Source organism: Cellulosimicrobium sp. SJTW-1, from assembly GCF_047716875.1.
In the GTDB taxonomy this organism is placed as follows: domain Bacteria; phylum Actinomycetota; class Actinomycetes; order Actinomycetales; family Cellulomonadaceae; genus Cellulosimicrobium; species Cellulosimicrobium funkei.
Map to the genome: position 1 here is coordinate 30527 of NZ_CP136680.1, position 17899 is coordinate 48425.

Sequence of the window (17899 nt, forward strand, 5' to 3'; positions counted from 1 at the left end):
TCAGCCCTCGCCGTCCCCGCCGTTGCCCCCGCCGTTCCCGTTGCCGCCGCCGTTGTTCCCGCCGCCGTTGTCGCCGCCGCCGTTCGACGGTCCGGGACCGGTCGAGACGATGAGGCGCACCTCTGAGCCGACCTCGAGCTCGGTCCCGCCCCGCGGGTCGGAGCCGATGACCGTGCCCGCCGGCCACTGCTCGGACTCCTGGGTCTGCCGTGCCCCGGGGACGAGCCCGGCACCGCCCAGCGCCTCGAGGGCCTGCTGCTCGGTCATGCCGGCGAGGTTCGTCGGCACCGTCGTCGTCTCCGCCGCGCGCGGGATGGCGACCTTGAGGGTCACGGTCGACCCCTGCGGGACGCTGCCCGCGTTGGGCTGCTGCGAGAGGACCTGGTTCTCCGGCTCGTCGGACTCCTCCTCGCTGCGGTCGACCTTCAGGCCGAGCGCCTCGACGGTCGACTTCGCGGCGTCGAACTGCTGGCCCGTGACGTCCGGGAGGGCGACGAGGCCGCTCGACACGAACAGGTTGACCGTCGAGCCCGCCGGCACGGACTGGCCGGCGCCGGGGTCGGTCTTCGTCACCGCGCCCTTCGGGACGTCCGGCGAGTCCTCCGTGTTGACGTCGCCGACGTTGAGCCCGGCGTCGGAGAGGTACTGCCGGGCCTCCTCCTGCGTCTTGCCCTTGAGGTCCTGGATGGTGACGGCGTCGGGACCGGTCGAGAACCAGACGTCGACCGAGGTGCCCGGGTCGACCTGGGCGTCACCGGCGGGGCTCTGGCGGATGAACTCGCCCTCCGGGACGTCGGAGTTCTCCTCGAGGAGCGGGTTGAACTCGAGGTCCAGGCCGTCGAAGAGTGCGGCGGCCTCCTCCTGGGTCATGCCCGCCTGGACCGTCGGCACGGTGACGAGCTCCGGCTCGACGTCCTTGTTCTGGTTGATGAGCAGCATCGTCACGATCGCCGCGATGGCGAGCACGCCGACCGCGATGAGCGTCCACATGAGGCCCTTGCGGCTCTTGGGCTGCTCGTCGTCCTCGCCGGGCGGCTGCTCCCCCGGCGGGACGGCGGGCGCCGCGCTGGTCGCCCAGGGGTTCGCCGCCGCGGCGGCCGGTGCCATGACCTGCGTCGCGGACTCGACCATCGTCGGCTGGAGGTCGGCGGCCGCGGCGGCGGCACCGAGGCCGGCGGCGGCGGCCGCGACCCCGAGCGCCGGGGCCGTGATCGACCCGCCGCGCACGGCGTTCTCCAGGTCGGCCCGGAACTCGGCGGCGCTCGAGTAGCGCGCCGTGCGGTCCTTCGCGAGCGCCTTGAGCGTGATGCGGTCGAGCACCTCGGGCACGTCGGGAGCGATCGCGCTCGGCGTTGCGGGCGCCTCGCGCACGTGCTGGTAGGCCACTGCGACGGGCGAGTCGCCGATGAACGGCGGGCGCCCCGTGAGCAGCTCGTAGAGCAGGCAGCCGGTCGAGTACAGGTCGGAGCGCGCGTCGACCGTCTCGCCGCGCGCCTGCTCCGGGGAGAGGTACTGCGCGGTGCCGATGACGGCCTGCGTCTGGGTCATGGTGGCCGCGGAGTCGGCGACCGCGCGGGCGATGCCGAAGTCCATGACCTTCACCGCGCCCGTCGGCGTGATCATCACGTTGGCGGGCTTGATGTCGCGGTGGACGATCCCGGCGTGGTGCGAGTACTCGAGCGCCGCGAGGACGCCCGCCGTGATCTCGACCGCCTCGTCGATGGGCACGGCCTGACCGTCGCGCAGGATGTCCCGCACGGTGTGGCCCTCGACGTACTCCATGACGATGAACGGGACGTGCACCGCGTTGCTGGTGGCGTCCTCGTGCACGTCCTCGCCCGTGTCGTAGACCGCGACGATGGCCGGGTGGTTCAGGGAGGCCGCTGCCTGCGCCTCGCGACGGAAGCGCGCGAGGAACGACGGGTCGCGCGCGAGGTCGGAGCGCAGGATCTTGATCGCGACGGTACGACCGAGGCGGTTGTCGTGCCCGATGTGCACCTCGGCCATGCCACCACGGCCGATGAGCTCACCGACCTGGTAGCGCCCGGCAAGCACTCGGGGAGCGTTGTCCACCACTCATTCGTCCTTCGGTGTCGTCGGAGCCGTGGGCGCGTCCGCCCACGGCACGGCTGGCGCAATCATCCCACCCGCGACCCTGCGGCCACGCGGGGAACACCACGATGTCGTCACGATGTCACCCGTCCGGGGAGCGTCTCGGCGTCGGGCACGGCGACCTCGACGGAGGTCTCCGCGCCCCGCACGGGGGCGGCGTCGCCGCCGTCGCCGTCCCGGTCCCCGAGCGTGGCGATCGTCGCGATCACCAGCACGAGCAGGAGACCCAGGAGGGCGACGAGCGGCCAGGTCAGGCCGTTGGGCAGGCCTCCCAGGCGGCGGCCCGTCGTGGTCGACGTGCGGCGCCCCGCGGAGCGCGAGGGCACGGGTGCCGACTGCGACTGACGGCGGGCCTCGGCGCGGGTCGCCGGGGCGACGGGCTCGGCGCGCGTCGAGCCCCCGGCCGCGCCGGCCGGGCGCGTGCCCGCGCGGGTGGGCTGCGGCCGTCGTGAGGAGCGCGTCGGACCGTGCATCTCGCGGCGCGGCGGGTACGACCGCGGGGCGGCCGGGTCGTCCGCCGGGGCCGCGGGGACGGGGCGCTCCCACGGGAGGGCCGGGCCGGGCGCGGCGTCGTCCGGTCCGGGCGGTGCCGGGACGGGCTCGGCGGTCTCCGGGACCGTCCCGCCGTGCCGGCCGAGCGGGCGGACGCGGGTGGCGTCGTCGTCGGGCGGCCCGGGGGGCGTCGCGGCCGACGGCGGCACCTCCGCGTGCGCGGCGCGGCGCGGCTCGGGGGCGACCCACGGGTTCGCCGGGTCGGGCGCGTGCGGGTCGCGCACCGCGGCCGGGATGACGAGCGGCGTGATGACGGGTGCTGGGTCCGGCTCGGGCGCGGGGACGTCGTCGGCGGTGGTGCGGGCCCGGCGCGCGCGGCGCGTGGGGGCGGGCGCCCCCGTGCGGGCGGACCAGGGGTCGCTCGCGAGGCGCGCGGCGATGCCCTCGAAGACGCGTGCGAGCGCGTCGGCCGGGTGGGGCCGCGCCAGCGGGTCCTTGGCGAGCATGACCATGACGAGCTCGCCGAGCTCCGGGTCGACCGACGTGGGCAGCGGCGGCACCGGCTCGTTGACGTGCGCGACCGCGATGTCCACCGGCGTGGAGCCCGTGAACGGGCGGTTCCCCGCGATGGACTCGTACGCGACGATGCCGAGCGCGTAGATGTCCGAGGCGCCGGTGGCGGCCTGGCCGACGGCCTGCTCGGGCGAGAGGTACTGGGCCGTGCCCATGACCATGCCCGTCGCGGTCATCGGGACCTGGTTGGCCGCGAGCGAGACACCGAAGTCGGTGATCTTCACCGTGCCGGAGCGGTCGATGAGGATGTTCCCGGGCTTGACGTCCCGGTGCACGACGCCGGACAGGTGGGCGGCGTGCAGCGCCCGGGCGGTCTGCGCGAGGATCGGCAGGAGCCGCGCGGGCGGGAGCACCGGCTCGCGCTCCAGCAGGTCCGCCATGGGCTCGCCCACGACGAGCTCCATGACGAGGTACCCGGAGCCGTTGGTCTCGCCGTAGTCGTACATCTGCGCGATGTTGGGGTGCGAGAGCGCCGCGCTGTTGCGGGCCTCGGTGCGCAGGCGGTTGAGGAAGTCCTCGTTGCCCGCGTACTCGCTCCGCAGGACCTTGACCGCGACCTCGCGGCCGAGCGCGTCGTCGGCCGCGACCCACACCTCGCCCATGCCGCCGACGGCGATGCGCCGCACGAGGCGGTAGCGGTTGCCGAGCGTCAGCCCCCGGACCGGCTTCATCCGTTCAACACCGCCTCCATGACGGCGCGGGCGATCGGCGCGGCGATCGCGCCGCCCGTCGCCTCGTTGCCCATCGAGCCGCCGTTCTCGACGATGACCGCGACCGCGACCTGCGGGTCGTCGGCCGGGGCGAAGCTCGTGAACCACGCGTGCGGCGCGGCCTTGCCGCCCGTCTCGGCGGTGCCCGTCTTGCCCGCGACCTGCACGCCCGGGATCTGCGCGGACTTCCCGGAGCCGTTCTGCACGACGCCCACCATCATCTGGGTGAGCTGCTCGGCCGTCGACGGCGAGACCGAGGTGCGCAGACGGCGCGGCTCCGACTGCCGGACGACGTCGAGGTCGGGGTTGCGGATCGTCTCGACGGTGTACGGGGCCATCTGCACGCCGTCGTTCGCGATCGCGGCGGCGACCATCGCCATCTGGAGCGGCGTGACCTTGACCTCGCCCTGGCCTATGCCGGCGCGCGCGATCCCGGCGGCGTCGGCGCCCGGCGTGCCCTCGGCGGGGAAGCGGCTCGGCGTGACGTCCATGGGGATCTCGAGCGAGGCGTCGAAGCCGAAGTCCTCGGCCTGGTCGCGCATCGCGTCCTCGCCGAGGGTCATCGCCAGGTCGCCGAACGCGGTGTTGCACGAGATGCGCAGCGCGTCCGCGAGGGTCATCTCGCCCGTGGGCGAGCAGCGCGTGCCGCCGAAGTTCTTCATCGTCTGCGTCGACTGGGGGTACGGCAGCTCGTCCGGGGCCGGGATCACGGTCTCGGACGTGTACTGCCCGCTCTCGAGCGCCGCGGCGGAGGTGACGATCTTGAACGTCGAGCCCGGCGGGTACGTGTTGCCGCGGATGGCCCGGTTCGACATCGGGTTGCCCTCGGCGTTGAGCAGCTCCTGGTAGCGCTGGCGCGCGAGGGCGGTGTCGTGCGTCGCGAGCTCGTTCGGGTCGTAGCTCGGCTTCGACACGAGCGCGAGGACGCGGCCCGTCTTCGGCTCGATCGCGACGACGGCGCCGCGCTGGTCACCCAGCGCGTCCCACGCGGCCTGCTGGGCCGCCGGGTCGATCGTCAGCTCGACGGACGCGCCCTGCGGCTGCTGCCCCGTGAAGAGCGCGCTCAGGCGGTCGAGCCACAGCGAGCTCGCCTCGCCGTTGAGGTAGTCGTTCTCCTTGTCCTCGATCTCCGTGCGCCCGTTGGTGAGCGACAGGAAGCCGGAGACGGGCGCGTAGAGCGGGCCGTTGGAGTACTGGCGCTGGAAGCCGAACGCATCGTCCACCGGCGTCGAGGACGCGATGGCGTCGCCCGCGACGACGATCGGGCCGCGGAACTTGTTGTACTCGCGGTAGATCGTGCGGGCGTTGCGCGAGTCGTTGTTGAGCGAGTCGGCCTGGACGAACTGGATGTACGTCGTCGACACCATGAGCGCGAGGAACATCACGAGGACGACGGTCGCGACGCGACGCAGGGGGACGTTCACCGGGCTCCTCCCCAGGGGTCACGGTCGGTCTCGGCACCCGCGTCCGGTCGCTGCACGACCTCGGTCCGCAGGTCGTCCGGGTGGTCGGGGACCTCCCCGGTGCGGCCGACGGCGGGCTGGACGCCCGTCGTCGCGCGCGCGGGGCCCGTGGGCGGACCGGGGACGGCGGGCGCGCCGACCGTGGTGGGGGCGTCGTCGGGCAGGGCGCCCACGGCCGCGCCGCCGCCCACGACCGCGACCGGGTCGGAGTCGGTGCGGCTGCGCGCCCCGCCGGGCGCGACCTGCCCGCGCACGGGCAGGGAGGAGGGGCGCCGCGCGTCGTCCGAGATGCGCAGGAGCAGCCCGACGACGAGCCAGTTCGCGAGGAGCGACGACCCGCCCTGGGCGACGAACGGCATGGTCAGGCCGGTGAGCGGGATGATCCGCGTGATCCCGCCGACCACGACGAAGAGCTGCCACGCCATGACGAACGCGAGACCGCCCGCGAGCAGCTTGCCGAACCCGTCGCGCACGCCGATCGCGGTGCGCAGGCCGCGCTCCACGAGGACGAGGTACGCGAGCAGGATGCCGATGAGGCCCGTGAGGCCGAGCTCCTCGCCGAGCGACGCGTAGATGAAGTCGGAGAACGCGTACGGGACCGTGCGGGGGTAACCGGCGCCCCAGCCCGTGCCGAAGAGGCCGCCGTTGCCGAGCGAGAACAGGCCGCCCACGAGCTGGCCGGACCCGCCGACCTTGCGGCCGAAGATCTCCGGGTCGAACGGGTGCAGCCACACGTCGACGCGCGCCTGCACGTGCCCGAACGTCGACGCCGCGAGCACTGCGCCGACCGCGATGAGGAGCAGACCGATGACGACCCAGCTCACGCGCTCGGTCGCGATGTAGAGCATCGCGACGAACAGGCCGAAGAACAGGAGCGAGGTCCCGAGGTCGCGCTCGAACACGAGGATCGCGAGCGAGACGAGCCAGACGATGATGATCGGCCCGAGGTCGCGCAGGCGCGGGAGCTGGAGGCCGAGCACGCGGGGGCCGGCGAGCGCGAGCGTGTCGCGGTTCGTCACGAGGTACCCCGCGAAGAAGATCGCGAACGCGACCTTGGCGAACTCGGCCGGCTGGAGCGAGAAGCCGAACAGGTTGATCCAGATCTGGGCGCCGTTGATGCGGGTGCCCAGGCCCGGGACGAGCGGCAGCGCGACGAGCACGATGCCCGCGATCATCGCGGTGTAGGTGTAGCGGCGCAGGGTCCGGTGGTCGCGCAGGAACCAGACGAGGGCGAACGCGCAGAGGATGCCGAGCGCCGTCCACTGGAGCTGGCGGGGCGCGAGGTCCTGCTCGCCGCCCGTGACCTGCGAGCCCAGGTCGAGGCGGAAGATCATGGCGAGGCCGATGCCGTTGAGCGCGACGGCGATCGGCAGGATCACCGGGTCCGCGTACGGCGCCTTGAACCGCAGCAGCACGTGCGCGGCGCCCGCGAGCACCACCGTGCCGATGCTGTACACGTAGAAGCGGCCCGGGAGCTCGCCCGTGAGCCGCAGGCCCACGAGCGCGTACGCCCCGATGCCCAGCGCGAGCGCGAGGACGAGCAGACCGAGCTCCGCGCCCCGGCCGGGGCGCACCTCGGTGGTCTCCACCGTGGCCATCAGGCCCCCGAGCCGGCGCCGTCGGTGGGCGCGGGGGTCACGTCCGGCGCGTCGGCGTCCGGCGTCCCCGTCGTCGCGCCGTCGACGGTCCCGTCCGCGGGCGGTTCGGTCGAGCCGTCGGTCGCGGGGGTCTCGGTGGTGTCCTCCGTGGCCTCGGCGACCAGCCGCTCGGCGCGGGCGCGGGCGTCCTCGAGCGACTGCGCGGGGATCGTGGTCTCCAGGCGGTCGACGACGTAGCCCGGCAGGTCGTCGACGCGCGTCCCCGTGAGCTCGATCGGGGTCGACAGCGTGACCGGGCCCGCGTTCTCCGGGATGCCGCGGAACACCGCGACCTGGCCGTCGGCGACGCCCACGTAGTACTGCGACTGCGTCCAGCGGTAGCCCGCCCAGCCCGCGACGCCCAGACCCGCGACCACGAGCAGGATCGCGACCACGGTGACCCAGCGCCGGGGCGCGCGGCCGGGGCGCACGTCGTCCTCGTCGTCGCCGGAGCCCTCGGCGGCGGTGCGCCCCTCCGCGCCGTCCTCGTCCGCCGCGTCGGCGTCCGGGTCCTCGGCCGGGGCGGTCGCCTTCGTGCTCGCCATGAGCGCGGCCGCGCGTGCCGCCGGGCCGTCCGCGGCCGACGTCGGGGCGTCGCGGTCGATCGCCGCCGACCCGACGACCTGCGCGCCCGTGCCGGGGGCCCCGCCGTCGGGCAGGGCGTCGACGTCCACGACGTCCGCGACGACGACCGTCACGTTGTCCGTGCTGCCCGCGCGCAGCGCGAGCTGGAGCAGGTGGTCGGCGCACGCGTCGACGTCGTCCGTGTCGGCGAGGGTCTGCGCGATGGTCTCCTGGCTGACGAACCCGGACAGGCCGTCCGAGCACAGGAGCCAGCGGTCGCCCGGCTTCGCCTCGCGCACGGACATGTCCGGCGTCAGGTCGATGTCGAAGTCGCCCAGCACGCGCATGACGACGTTGCGCTGGGGGTGGGTCTCCGCCTCGTCCGCCGAGATGCGCCCCGTGTCGACGAGGTGCTGGACGAACGTGTGGTCGGTCGTGACCTGGTTGAGCTCGCCGTCGCGCAGCAGGTAGGCGCGCGAGTCGCCGAGGTGCGCCATGGCGAGCTTGTTGCCGGCGCGCAGGATCGCGGTGACGGTGGTGCCCATGCCGACCAGCTCCGGGTCGGTCACGCTGCGGTCCACGAGGTCCTGGCGGGCGTGGTCGATCGAGCGCTCGAGCTCGGCCAGCGCGTCGTCCGGGCCGTGCGACTCGCCGTCGAGCGGGGCGAGCGCGGCGATCGCGATGGACGACGCGACGTCGCCCCCCGCGTGGCCGCCCATGCCGTCCGCGACGACGAGCAGGTGCGGGCCCGCGTAGCCGGAGTCCTGGTTGTTGGAGCGCACGAGCCCGACGTCGGAGCGCGCGGCGTAGCGCAGGGCGATGTTCACTGCGGGCTACCTCTGCAGCTCGACGACGGACTGACCGATCCGCACCCGCGTCCCCGGGCCCAGGGGGGTGACCTGGGCGATCCGCTGGTCCTCGACGTAGGTGCCGTTCGTGGAGCCCAGGTCCTCGACGAACCAGGACCCGTGCTGCGGGAAGATGCGGGCGTGGCGCGACGACGAGTAGTCGTCGTCGAGGACGAGCGTGCAGCTCGGCGCGCGGCCGATGAGGATCGACGACGTCGTGAGCGGGATCGTCGTGCCGGTCAGCGGGCCGGCGGTGACGACGAGCCGCGACGGTCCCGCGGGCGCGGCGGGCCGCGACGGCTCCGGGGCGGCGGGGGTGGGGCCCGACGTCGGGCGGGCGGCCGGGGCCGGACCGCCCTTCTTGCCGCGGCGCGGCGTGATCTTCGTGCCGTACAGGTCCCGACGCAGCACCCCGATCGCGGAGAGCACGAACACCCAGAGCAGCACCAGGTAGCCCAGCCGGAGCAGGGTGAACGTGAGATCGGTCATGCGGGCCGGATCACCACTCCTCGTTGTCGGACGCGCCGGTCCAGAACATGATGCGGGTCCGGCCGATCGTCAGGGAGTTCCCGTCGAGCAGCGTCGCGGCCGGCACCTGGTGCCCCTCGACGAACAGCCCGTTCGTGGAGCCGAGATCCGTCGCGATCACACCCTCCGGGGTCACGCGGATCTCCAGGTGGCGCCGCGAGACGCCAGGGTCGTCGACGACGATGTCGGCCTCCGAGCCGCGGCCGATCACGGTGACCGGGCCGGTGAGCAGGTAGCGCTGCCCGTCGATGTCGACGAGCGGGTGGCGCGTGCTCGGGGACGCCGTCGTGGCGGGGGCGACGTTGCCGCGCACGCTCGCCGAGCGCAGCTGGAAGCGGCCGACGTCGAGCGTGTCGTTCTGCTCGAAGCTCACGCTCACGGGGCCGACGAACGCGTAGTGCTGCGACGCGGCGTACTGGGTGACGTTCGAGGCCAGCTCGTCGGCGAGCGTCTCCGCGCCCCACCCCTCGACCTGGCCGAAGTCGTCCACCGACAGCTCGATGGTGAACTCGTTGGGCACGACCGTGCGCTCGCGGTCGACGACGGCGGCGCGGTCGTCGACCTCGCGCCGCAGCGCGCTCGCGAGCTCGACGGGCTTGACCTCGCTGCGCCCGACCTTGGCGAAGGCGTTGTTCACGACGCGCTCGACGCCCTTCTCGAAGCGGTCCAGGACTCCCATGCCACCTCCTCCCTCGTGCTCGCTCGTGCCGCGGCTGACGCCGCGCGGATCTCGTCTGCTCTGCCGGCGCCCTTTCCGGTGGCCCCCCGCGCACCCGCGTCCGGGCAGACTACCTAGATCGTATCGATCGCGTCGGACCAGCAGGCCCGTTTCGTCGGACGATTACCGGACGGATGTGGCGCTTTCGTGGTGGAGCGTGTGAACGTCGGGCGTCCGCTCCCCCGCCGAGCACGAGGTTGCCGTCGTCTCGCCGCTCTTCCCGGGAGCGACGACGTGCTCGAGGGCGACGAAGGTCGTGGTCGGCGACGGGGCCGCGCCGCGGTGCGTCCGGGTGGCGGGCGTCACGCAGGACGGCGCGGTGCCGGTCGGTCGCCCGCGCCGTGCTAGTCTTCTGCGGCACGCGCGAGTGGCGGAATAGGCAGACGCGCACGGTTCAGGTCCGTGTGCCCGAAAGGGCGTGGGGGTTCAACTCCCCCCTCGCGCACGTGACGAGGTCCCGGTCAGGTCGTCCCTGACCGGGACTTTCGCATTCCCGGCCCTTGCTCTTCCTCCAAGCGGCGCCTTCGGGGGTCGCCCCCGGGGACCAGGCGTGGCCCGGCTCCCCCGCTCACGGCGCGAGCGCGCGCGGCACGGAGGTGCCGTAGCCGTCGTGCCCCTCCACCACGCCCGGCACGCGCGACCTGCCGCGCGCTGCGGCGTCCCACACCTCCACGACCCAGTCGGCGGCGGTGTCGACGACGACGTCGCGCGCGTCGTACGGCTCGCGGCCGGGCGCGACGAGCGGCACGTCCGGGACGGGGCCGTCCTCGCCGTGCACGACCTCGAACAGCGTGCGGTGCGGCGCGATCGCGCGGTCGAGCACGGCGGCGTCGGGGCCGTCGAGCGACACGACGACGTCGAACGTGCCCTCGCCGTCCTGGTCGGGGAAGACGGTGACGACGATCTCCTCCGCGCGGTCCGGGAGCGCGTCGACGACGGCGCGCAGGCGGCGCACGGCCTCCGGCGTCGCGGCGTCGAGGTGGGCTCGCACGAGGCGGGCGTGGGTCGCGGCGTCCATCGCGCCACGGTAGCGCCGGACACGCCTGCCGAGGCCAACCCTAGATCTGCTAGGGTCGTAAACCCTAGAACAACTAGGCATAGGAGCGTTATGCGTATCGACAAGGACCTCGTGGCCGCCTCGGCCACCCCGCTCGTGCTCGGGATCCTCGCCGACGGCGAGTCCTACGGCTACGCGATCCTCAAGCGCGTGGACGAGCTCTCGGGCGGCCGGATGCAGTGGACCGACGGCATGCTCTACCCGCTGCTGCACCGGCTGGAGCGCCTCGGGCTCGTCGAGGCGTCGTGGGGCACGTCCGACATCGGCCGGCGTCGCAAGCACTACGCGATCACGGTCGCGGGGCGCGAGGCGCTCGTCGAGCGCCAGGCGCAGTGGGACGTCGTCGCGCACGCGCTCCAGCAGGTGTGGCGCTCCGCCCAGGACGGGCTGCAGAGCCCGCCGCGCGTCGCGGAGGGGTGGGCCTGATGGGCGCCACGACCGCGCCGGCCGGCGGCGCGAGCCCCGGCCCGCACGCCGCGCTCGAGGCGCAGATCGACCAGTGGCGCGGGTACGTCCGGCGCCGGGAGGCGATCTCCGCCGCGGACGTCGACGAGATGGAGGACCACCTGCGCGAGCGGGTCGAGGACCTGCGCGCGACGGGCCTCGACGACGACGAGGCGTTCCTCGTCGCCGTGAAGCGCATGGGCACGCTCGACGACCTGTCGCGCGAGTTCGCGCAGGAGCACTCCGAGCGCCTGTGGAAGCAGCTCGTCCTCGTGGGCCAGCAGCCCGGCCGCACCCGCTCGTGGCGCGAGCTCGCGGTCGTGCTCGGGCTCGCCGTCGCGGTGGGCGTCACGGTCAAGGTCGCGACCGTGCTCCTGCCCTGGGAGACGGTCGGCCTCAACGTCGGGCTCCTCGTGCTGCCGTTCCTCACGGCCTACCTCGCGTGGAAGCGCCAGGTGACGCTGCGTGTCGTCGGCGCGCTCGTCGTGCCGTTCGTCGTGCTGGGCGTCGTGCTCAACGTGTACCCGTTCGCGCCCACGGACGCGACGTTCGTCCTCGCGGCGCTCGCCGCCCCGGTGACGCTGTGGTCCGTCGTCGGGCTCGCCTACGTGGGCGGGCGGTGGCGCTCGGACGCGCGTCGCATGGACTTCGTGCGGTTCACGGGCGAGCTCGCCGTGTACTACACGCTCATCGCGCTCGGCGGCGGGGTGCTGCTCGGCCTGACGATCGGGGTCTTCTCGCTCGCCGGCGTCGACCTCGAGCCCTACCTCGACACCTGGATCCTCACCCTGTGCGTGCCGGCGGCGCTCATCGTGGCCGCGTGGCTCGTCGAGGCCAAGCAGAACGTCGTCGAGAACATCGCGCCCGTGCTCACGCGCGTGTTCACGCCGTTGACGCTCGTCATGCTCCTCGCCGCGTTCGTCGTCCTCGCGACCGCGGGGAACCTCGCGGCCGTGGACCGTGAGCTGCTCATCCTCATGGACGCGATCCTCGTGCTCGTCCTGTGCCTGCTCCTCTACTCCGTCTCGGCCCGCGACCCGCTCGCGCCCGGGTCGTTCTTCGACGGGCTCCTGGTGGTCCTCGTCGGCGCGGCGCTCGCCGTCGACGCCGTCGCGCTCACCGCGATGCTCACGCGCATCGCCGAGTTCGGCGTCAGCCCCAACAAGGCGGCGGCGCTCGGGCTCAACCTCCTGCTGCTCGTCCACCTCGCGTGGTCGGCCGTGCTCGCGACGGCGTTCCTCCGCGGGCGTCGGCCGTTCGCCGACCTCGTCGCGTGGCAGACGCGCTTCCTCCCCGTCTACGCGGCGTGGGCGGCGGTCGTCGCCCTCGTGTTCCCGCCCGTGTTCGGCTTCGTCTGACCGACGGCGGTCGGCCGTCCCCGGGGGTAGCGTGACGGGATGGCCGACCGACCGTCCGGCGGGCCGGTCGACGACGACGTCGTCGGCTGGCTCCTCGACGCCGACCCGGCGCTGCGCTGGCAGGTGGAGCGCGACGTCGTGCACGCCCCGCCCTCCGTGTGGCGGGCGACGCGGGCGCGCGTCGCGACGGAGGGCTTCGGCGCCCGGCTGCTCGGCCACCAGGACCCGGACGGGCAGTGGGCGGGCGGTGCGTACTTCCCCGCGGACGTCGGCGGGGACGGCGCGGCCCCGCCGGACGCCGAGGGCAGGCCCGAGGAGGGCCAGCCCTGGACCGCGACCACCTGGTCGCTCGTCGCGCTGCGCGAGTGGGGTCTCGACCCTGAGGTGCTCCGCGCGCGCCGCACGCCCGAGCTGCTCGCCGAGCACTGCCGCTGGGAGTACGACGACCTGCCCTACTGGGGTGGCGAGGTTGACTGGTGCATCAACGGGTACACGCTCGCCGCGGGCGCGTGGCTCGGCGTCGACGTGACGGCGCTGCTCCGCACCGTCCTCGACGGTCGGCTGCCCGACGGCGGGTGGAACTGCGCGTGGGTCGAGGGCGCGACCGTGTCGTCGTACCACTCGACGCTCAACGCGCTGAAGGGCCTCCTCGCCTACCAGGAGCACGCCGGGGCCACGGACGAGCTGCGCGCCGCGCGCCGCGCCGGCGAGGAGTACCTGCTCCGCCGCGGCCTGTTCCGCCGGCTCGGCACCGGCGAGCCCGTCGGGGACTGGGCGTTCCGCCTCGCCTACCCGTTCCGCTGGTACTACAGCGTGCTCAACGCGCTGGTCTACCTGCGCGCCGCGTCGCTGCTCGACGGCACGCCGCCGGACCCGCGCGCGGCGGACGCGGTCGAGCACGTCCGCCGCGCGCGGCGCCCGGACGGCACCTGGCTCCAGGGCCGGCGCCATCCGGGCCGCGTGTGGTTCGAAGTCGACGCGCCCGCGGGCGAACCGTCACGCTGGCTCACGTACCACGCGACCGTCGTCCTCGACTGGTGGGACGGTCAGGACGCGGGCGGCCCGGAGACGACCTCCGCGCCGTCGAGCACCGCGATGAGCTCGTCGAACCACTCGACGTAGCTCGCCCACGTGAACGGGCGCTTGTCGTCCCAGCCCACGACCTGCCCCGCCTGGACCGCGGGCAGGCCTGCGTACACGGGGTTCGCCGCCATGGCCTCGTCGGAGCCGGTGTAGCTGAGCACGACGTCCGCCGGGTAGTCCGGCACGCGCTCCCAGCTGAGCTCCGCCCAGGCCTGCTGGTCCTGCGGGCCGCCGATCGTGAAGCCCAGCTCCTCCAGCAGCGCGAGCTGGCCCAGGGTCCGCTGCCCGACCCACAGCTCCTCGGCCCCGTTGAGCGGCAGGATCGTCAGCGGCTTCTCCGCGGCGATCGCCCGCAGGGTGTCGAGGCGCTCGTCGAACGCGGCGCGCGCCTCCGCGACCTCCGGGGTGTCCGCGTCGCCGCCGAGCGCCTCCGCGAGCGACGCGTAGTCCTCGATCACCTCGACGACGGGCCGGCCGGAGAACTTCATCCCGACGAACGGCGCGACGGCGGTCGCCTCCTCGGTGATCTTCTCGTCCCACCACCGCCACGCCGTGCCGTCCTCCGTGCCGAACCCGATCACGAGGTCGGGGTCGAGCGCGAGCAGCTTCTCCAGGTTGAGCTCGGCGTCGGTGCCGACGACCTCCATCTCGTCGACCCGCGCGTTGCCGATCGACAGCGCGCCCGTGTCGGAGAAGCCGTACCCGAACACGCCGTCGGGCCGCACGCCGTAGTCCCACAGCGCGGCGGCCGAGTAGCCGTCGACGACGAGGCGGTCCGGCGCCTCGTCGAGCTCGTACGTCGTGCCGTGGCCCGAGGACGTCCACGACCAGCCGTCGGCGCTCGCGGACGGCTGGTCGTCCCCGGCGCCGTCGGAGCCCGCGTCGGTGCCCGGGGAGCACGCCGCGACGACGGCCGTGAGACCGAGCGCGAGCGTGGCCGCCGCGACCGCGCGCGCGGGCCGGCGCCGCGCACGGGGCGCGCCGGGCAGGGTGGACGAGGGACGGGTCGTGCGGGTCATGCGGTGCTCCTCCGACGAGGCGGTGCGGGCGAGCGCAGGACGGTGGGGGGCCGGTCGGGCGGGGTGGTCCGACCGGGAGAACGGGGCCGCGTCAGGCGCGGCGGGGCCGGCCCTCGGGCACGACGAGCGGGGTGCCCGTCACGGGGTCGGCGATGATGCGGCACGGGAGGCCGAACACGTCCTCGACGAGCTCGGCCGTGACGACCTCGCCCGGCGCGCCCTCGGCGACGATCGCGCCGTCCTTCATGGCGATGAGGTGGGTCGCGTAGCGGCACGCGTGGTTGAGGTCGTGCAGGACGGCGACGAGCGTGTGCCCGCGGTCCCGGTTGAGGTCGGCGCACAGCTCGAGCAGCTCGATCTGGTGGGCGATGTCGAGGAACGTCGTCGGCTCGTCGAGCAGGAGGAGGGGCGTCTCCTGCGCGAGGACCATCGCGACCCACACACGCTGGCGCTGGCCGCCGGACAGCTCGTCGACGAGCCGGCCAGACAGGTCCGTGGTGCCGGTCGCGGCGAGCGCGGCGACCACGGCCGCCTCGTCCTCGCGCGACCACTGGCGCAGGAGCTTCTGGTGGGGGTAGCGCCCGCGCGCGACGAGGTCTGCGACGGTGATCCCCTCGGGCGCGATCGACGACTGCGGCAGGAGGCCGAGGCGGCGCGCGACCTCCTTCGCGGGGATGGACGAGATGGAGCGGCCGTCGAGCACGACCTCGCCCTGCGACGGCTTGAGCAGGCGCGACAGCGCCCGCAGCAGCGTCGACTTCCCGCACGCGTTCGGCCCGACGATCACCGTGAACGAGCCGTCGGGGATCGTCACGTCGAGCCCCGAGGAGATGACGCGGTCGTCGTAGCCGACGGTGATGCCGTCGGCGTGCAGGCGGTCGGCGGTGGGGGCCGCGGGGCGGTCGGCGGTGCCGGGCGCGGCCGCGTCGTGCGGGGCGTCCGCGAGCTGGGTGGGTGCCACCGGGGTCCTTCCGGTCTGCGGGGTCGGGGTCACTTGCGGGCCTCGCGGACGAGGAGCCAGACGAGGTAGGCGCCGCCGACGCTCACGGTGACGACGCCGACGGGGAGCTGGGTCGGGGCGAACGCGCGCTGCGCGACGAGGTCGCTCGCGGCCAGGAGCACCGCGCCCATGCACGCGGCGGGCAGGATGCGCACGCCCGCGCTGCCCGTGAGGCGGCGCGCGAGCTGGGGTGCGGCGAGCGCGACGAACGCGATCGGGCCGGCCGCCGCGGTGACGAGCGCGGTGAGCGCGACGCCGAGGACGACGAGCGCGAGCCGCACCCGCTCGCTGCGCAGGCCCAGGGCGGCCGCGGCGTCGTCCCCGAGCTCGAGCAGGCCCATGCGCGGGGCGAGCCACACGAGCGGCAGGGCCAGGAGCGCGGCGAGCACGCACGCGGGGACCGCCTGCGCCCACGTCATGCCGTTGAGCGACCCCGCGCCCCACACGGCGGCGGCCATCGCCGTCTCGAGGTCGGCCTTGACGATGAGCCACTGGTTGGCGGACGCGAGCATCGCCGACACCGCGATGCCGACGATGATGAGGCGGAACCCCTGCACGCCGCGCCGGTAGGCGAGGACGTACACCACCCCCGCGGTGACGATCCCGCCGACGAGCGCGCCCGCCGCCACGCCGACGTACCCGCCGCCGAGCAGCATGATGACGACGAGCGCCCCGGTGTACGCGCCCGTGTTGAAGCCGATGACGTCGGGGCTGCCGAGCGGGTTGCGCGTGAGCGACTGGAAGATGGCACCGCTCGCGCCGAGCGCCGCGCCGAGCACGAGCGCCATGAGCGCGCGCGGGAGGCGCCACTCGACGACGACCATGTGCACCGGGCCGTCGGCCGCGCCGACGAGCGCCTGGAGCACCTGCGGCACGGTGAGCGGGTAGTCGCCGGTGGTGAGCGCCACCACGCCGACGGCCAGCGCGACGAGCAGGAGCGCCCCGCACACCGCGAGCGTGCGCAGGTCGAGCCGCAGGCTCACGCCCCGGCCGCGCACGACGCGCGTCGGGCGGCCGAAGTCGACGCGCCGGTCCGCCCCGGCCGGGAGACGGTCCTGCACCGGGGCGCTCACAGCCCGCTCGCCTTCGAGCGGCGCACGAGCGCGATGAGGACCGGGGCACCGACGAACGCCGTGACGATCCCGACCTGGAGCTCGCCCGGCATGACGACGACCCGGCCGACGACGTCGGACACGAGCAGCAGGACGGGCGCGAGCACCGCCGAGTACGGGAGGATCCAGCGCTGGTCCGGGCCGACCGTCCACCGCGCGACGTGCGGCACCATGAGGCCGACGAACGCGATGGGCCCGGCCGCGGCCGTCGCCGCGCCGCACAGGAGCATGACCGCGACGCCGACGAGCACGCGCGTGCGCCCGACGTGCGCGCCGAGCGAGCTCGCGAGGTCGTCGCCGAGCGCGACGGTGTTGAGCGGGCGCGCGACGACGAGCGCGATGACGAGCCCGATCACGACGAACGGGGCGATCGTCCCCGCCATCTCCATCGTGCGGCCCGCGAGCGAGCCAGCGCCCCAGAAGCGCATGCGGTCGAACGCCGCCGGGTCGAGCAGGGTGATGCCCTGCGAGACACCGCCGAGCACCGCGCCCAGCGCGACCCCCGCGAGGGTCAGGCGCACGGGCGTCGCTCCCCCGCGGCCCTGCGACCCGATGGCGTACACCGCGACGGTCGCGACGACGGCGCCCGCGAACGCGAACCAGATGAACGACCCGATGTCCGTGAGCCCGAGGAACGCGACGGCCAGCACGACGGCGAACGCGGCGCCCGCGTTGACCCCGAGGATGCCCGGGTCGGCCAGGGGGTTGCGTGTCATGGCCTGGATGAGGGCGCCCGAGACGCCGAGCGCGGTGCCGACGAGCAGCCCGACGACCGTCCGCGGGAGGCGCAGGTCCCGGATGATCACGTGGTCGCCCGAGCCGTCGTAGCCGGTGAGGGCGTCCCAGACCGTGCCGAGCGGGACCGGCTTCGAGCCGACGACGAGGCTCAGCACGATCGCGAGCACGAGGACCGCGAGGGCGACGAGGAGGCCGACGCTGCGCCCCGCGTTCGTGCGGGCGACCCCGGCCGGGCGGTCGGCGGGGTCGGTCCCGGCCGGTGCCGTGCCGCCGGGGACGTCGGCCGTCGTGGCGGCGGTCGCGGGCGAGGTCATGGTGCTCGGATCTGCTCGGGGGCGCTCGGCCCGGCGGGTCAACACGAGTGAGGTTACCCTCACCTTAATTCACGCCCCGGAGGGTCCGGCAAGGTCGTCCGCGAACCCGGTGGAGTGACCCCGCTCACC

General features: G+C 74.4%; 15 protein-coding genes and 1 tRNA gene. 4 read left to right on the forward strand and 12 right to left on the reverse strand.

The window, feature by feature from the left end; genetic code table 11:
* The 7 genes from pknB to RSE42_RS00170 form a co-directional block, all read right to left on the reverse strand.
* Entirely contained in the window at positions 1 to 2076 is a 2076-nt protein-coding gene (gene pknB / locus RSE42_RS00140) for a Stk1 family PASTA domain-containing Ser/Thr kinase (RefSeq protein ID WP_396049789.1), read from the reverse strand.
* 110 nt (positions 2077 to 2186) lie between these two features.
* Positions 2187 to 3848: a protein kinase domain-containing protein gene (locus RSE42_RS00145; RefSeq protein ID WP_415297575.1), complete on the reverse strand. Its 1662-nt coding sequence runs from the start codon at positions 3846 to 3848 to the stop codon at positions 2187 to 2189.
* Complete coding sequence (locus RSE42_RS00150; protein ID WP_415297576.1) at positions 3845 to 5311, reverse strand: peptidoglycan D,D-transpeptidase FtsI family protein; 1467 nt, start codon at positions 5309 to 5311, stop codon at positions 3845 to 3847. The genes RSE42_RS00145 and RSE42_RS00150 overlap by 4 nt, the downstream gene beginning before the upstream one ends.
* Positions 5308 to 6948, reverse strand: coding sequence for an FtsW/RodA/SpoVE family cell cycle protein (locus RSE42_RS00155; RefSeq protein WP_415297577.1), 1641 nt, complete (start codon positions 6946 to 6948; stop codon positions 5308 to 5310). Before RSE42_RS00155 ends, RSE42_RS00150 begins: the two co-directional genes overlap by 4 nt.
* Entirely contained in the window at positions 6948 to 8378 is a 1431-nt protein-coding gene (locus RSE42_RS00160) for a Stp1/IreP family PP2C-type Ser/Thr phosphatase (protein ID WP_171467149.1), read from the reverse strand. The genes RSE42_RS00155 and RSE42_RS00160 overlap by 1 nt, the downstream gene beginning before the upstream one ends.
* Positions 8379 to 8384: 6 nt before the next feature.
* Complete coding sequence (locus RSE42_RS00165) at positions 8385 to 8888, reverse strand: FHA domain-containing protein (protein WP_034652653.1); 504 nt, start codon at positions 8886 to 8888, stop codon at positions 8385 to 8387.
* 10 nt (positions 8889 to 8898) lie between these two features.
* Complete coding sequence (locus RSE42_RS00170) at positions 8899 to 9606, reverse strand: FhaA domain-containing protein (RefSeq protein ID WP_021480387.1); 708 nt, start codon at positions 9604 to 9606, stop codon at positions 8899 to 8901.
* Positions 9607 to 10006: 400 nt separating this feature from the next.
* Between RSE42_RS00170 and RSE42_RS00175 the strand changes: the two genes are divergently transcribed.
* A tRNA-Leu gene (locus RSE42_RS00175) sits at positions 10007 to 10090 on the forward strand.
* A gap of 123 nt (positions 10091 to 10213) precedes the next feature.
* Here the strand turns inward: RSE42_RS00175 and RSE42_RS00180 are convergent.
* Positions 10214 to 10663 (reverse strand): DUF6389 family protein, encoded by a 450-nt coding sequence (locus RSE42_RS00180; protein ID WP_415297578.1) that lies wholly within the window; start codon positions 10661 to 10663, stop codon positions 10214 to 10216.
* Positions 10664 to 10753: 90 nt separating this feature from the next.
* Here RSE42_RS00180 and RSE42_RS00185 point away from each other — a divergent pair, with 90 nt between their 5' ends.
* Genes RSE42_RS00185 through RSE42_RS00195 form a run of 3 tightly spaced genes read left to right on the forward strand, consistent with a single transcriptional unit; the run spans position 10754 to position 13626 of the window.
* Complete coding sequence (locus RSE42_RS00185) at positions 10754 to 11128, forward strand: PadR family transcriptional regulator (RefSeq protein ID WP_415297579.1); 375 nt, start codon at positions 10754 to 10756, stop codon at positions 11126 to 11128.
* Positions 11128 to 12504: a permease prefix domain 1-containing protein gene (locus RSE42_RS00190; protein WP_415297580.1), complete on the forward strand. Its 1377-nt coding sequence runs from the start codon at positions 11128 to 11130 to the stop codon at positions 12502 to 12504. The genes RSE42_RS00185 and RSE42_RS00190 overlap by 1 nt, the downstream gene beginning before the upstream one ends.
* A 39-nt stretch (positions 12505 to 12543) precedes the next feature.
* A complete protein-coding gene (locus RSE42_RS00195) occupies positions 12544 to 13626 on the forward strand; it encodes a squalene cyclase (protein ID WP_144722898.1) in 1083 nt (360 codons plus the stop codon).
* Here RSE42_RS00195 and RSE42_RS00200 read toward each other — a convergent pair.
* The 4 genes from RSE42_RS00200 to RSE42_RS00215 form a co-directional block, all read right to left on the reverse strand.
* Positions 13551 to 14606 (reverse strand): ABC transporter substrate-binding protein, encoded by a 1056-nt coding sequence (locus tag RSE42_RS00200; RefSeq protein ID WP_144722897.1) that lies wholly within the window; start codon positions 14604 to 14606, stop codon positions 13551 to 13553. The two genes, RSE42_RS00195 and RSE42_RS00200, sit on opposite strands and share 76 nt — an antisense overlap.
* 91 nt (positions 14607 to 14697) lie before the next feature.
* Positions 14698 to 15480, reverse strand: a complete 783-nt coding sequence (locus RSE42_RS00205) for an ABC transporter ATP-binding protein (RefSeq protein WP_031315990.1) — start codon at positions 15478 to 15480, stop codon at positions 14698 to 14700.
* 116 nt (positions 15481 to 15596) lie between these two features.
* Positions 15597 to 16679, reverse strand: a complete 1083-nt coding sequence (fepG, locus tag RSE42_RS00210) for an iron-enterobactin ABC transporter permease (RefSeq protein WP_253705713.1) — start codon at positions 16677 to 16679, stop codon at positions 15597 to 15599.
* Positions 16676 to 17770: an iron chelate uptake ABC transporter family permease subunit gene (locus RSE42_RS00215; RefSeq protein WP_144722895.1), complete on the reverse strand. Its 1095-nt coding sequence runs from the start codon at positions 17768 to 17770 to the stop codon at positions 16676 to 16678. The genes fepG and RSE42_RS00215 overlap by 4 nt, the downstream gene beginning before the upstream one ends.
* Positions 17771 to 17899 lie beyond the last annotated feature (129 nt).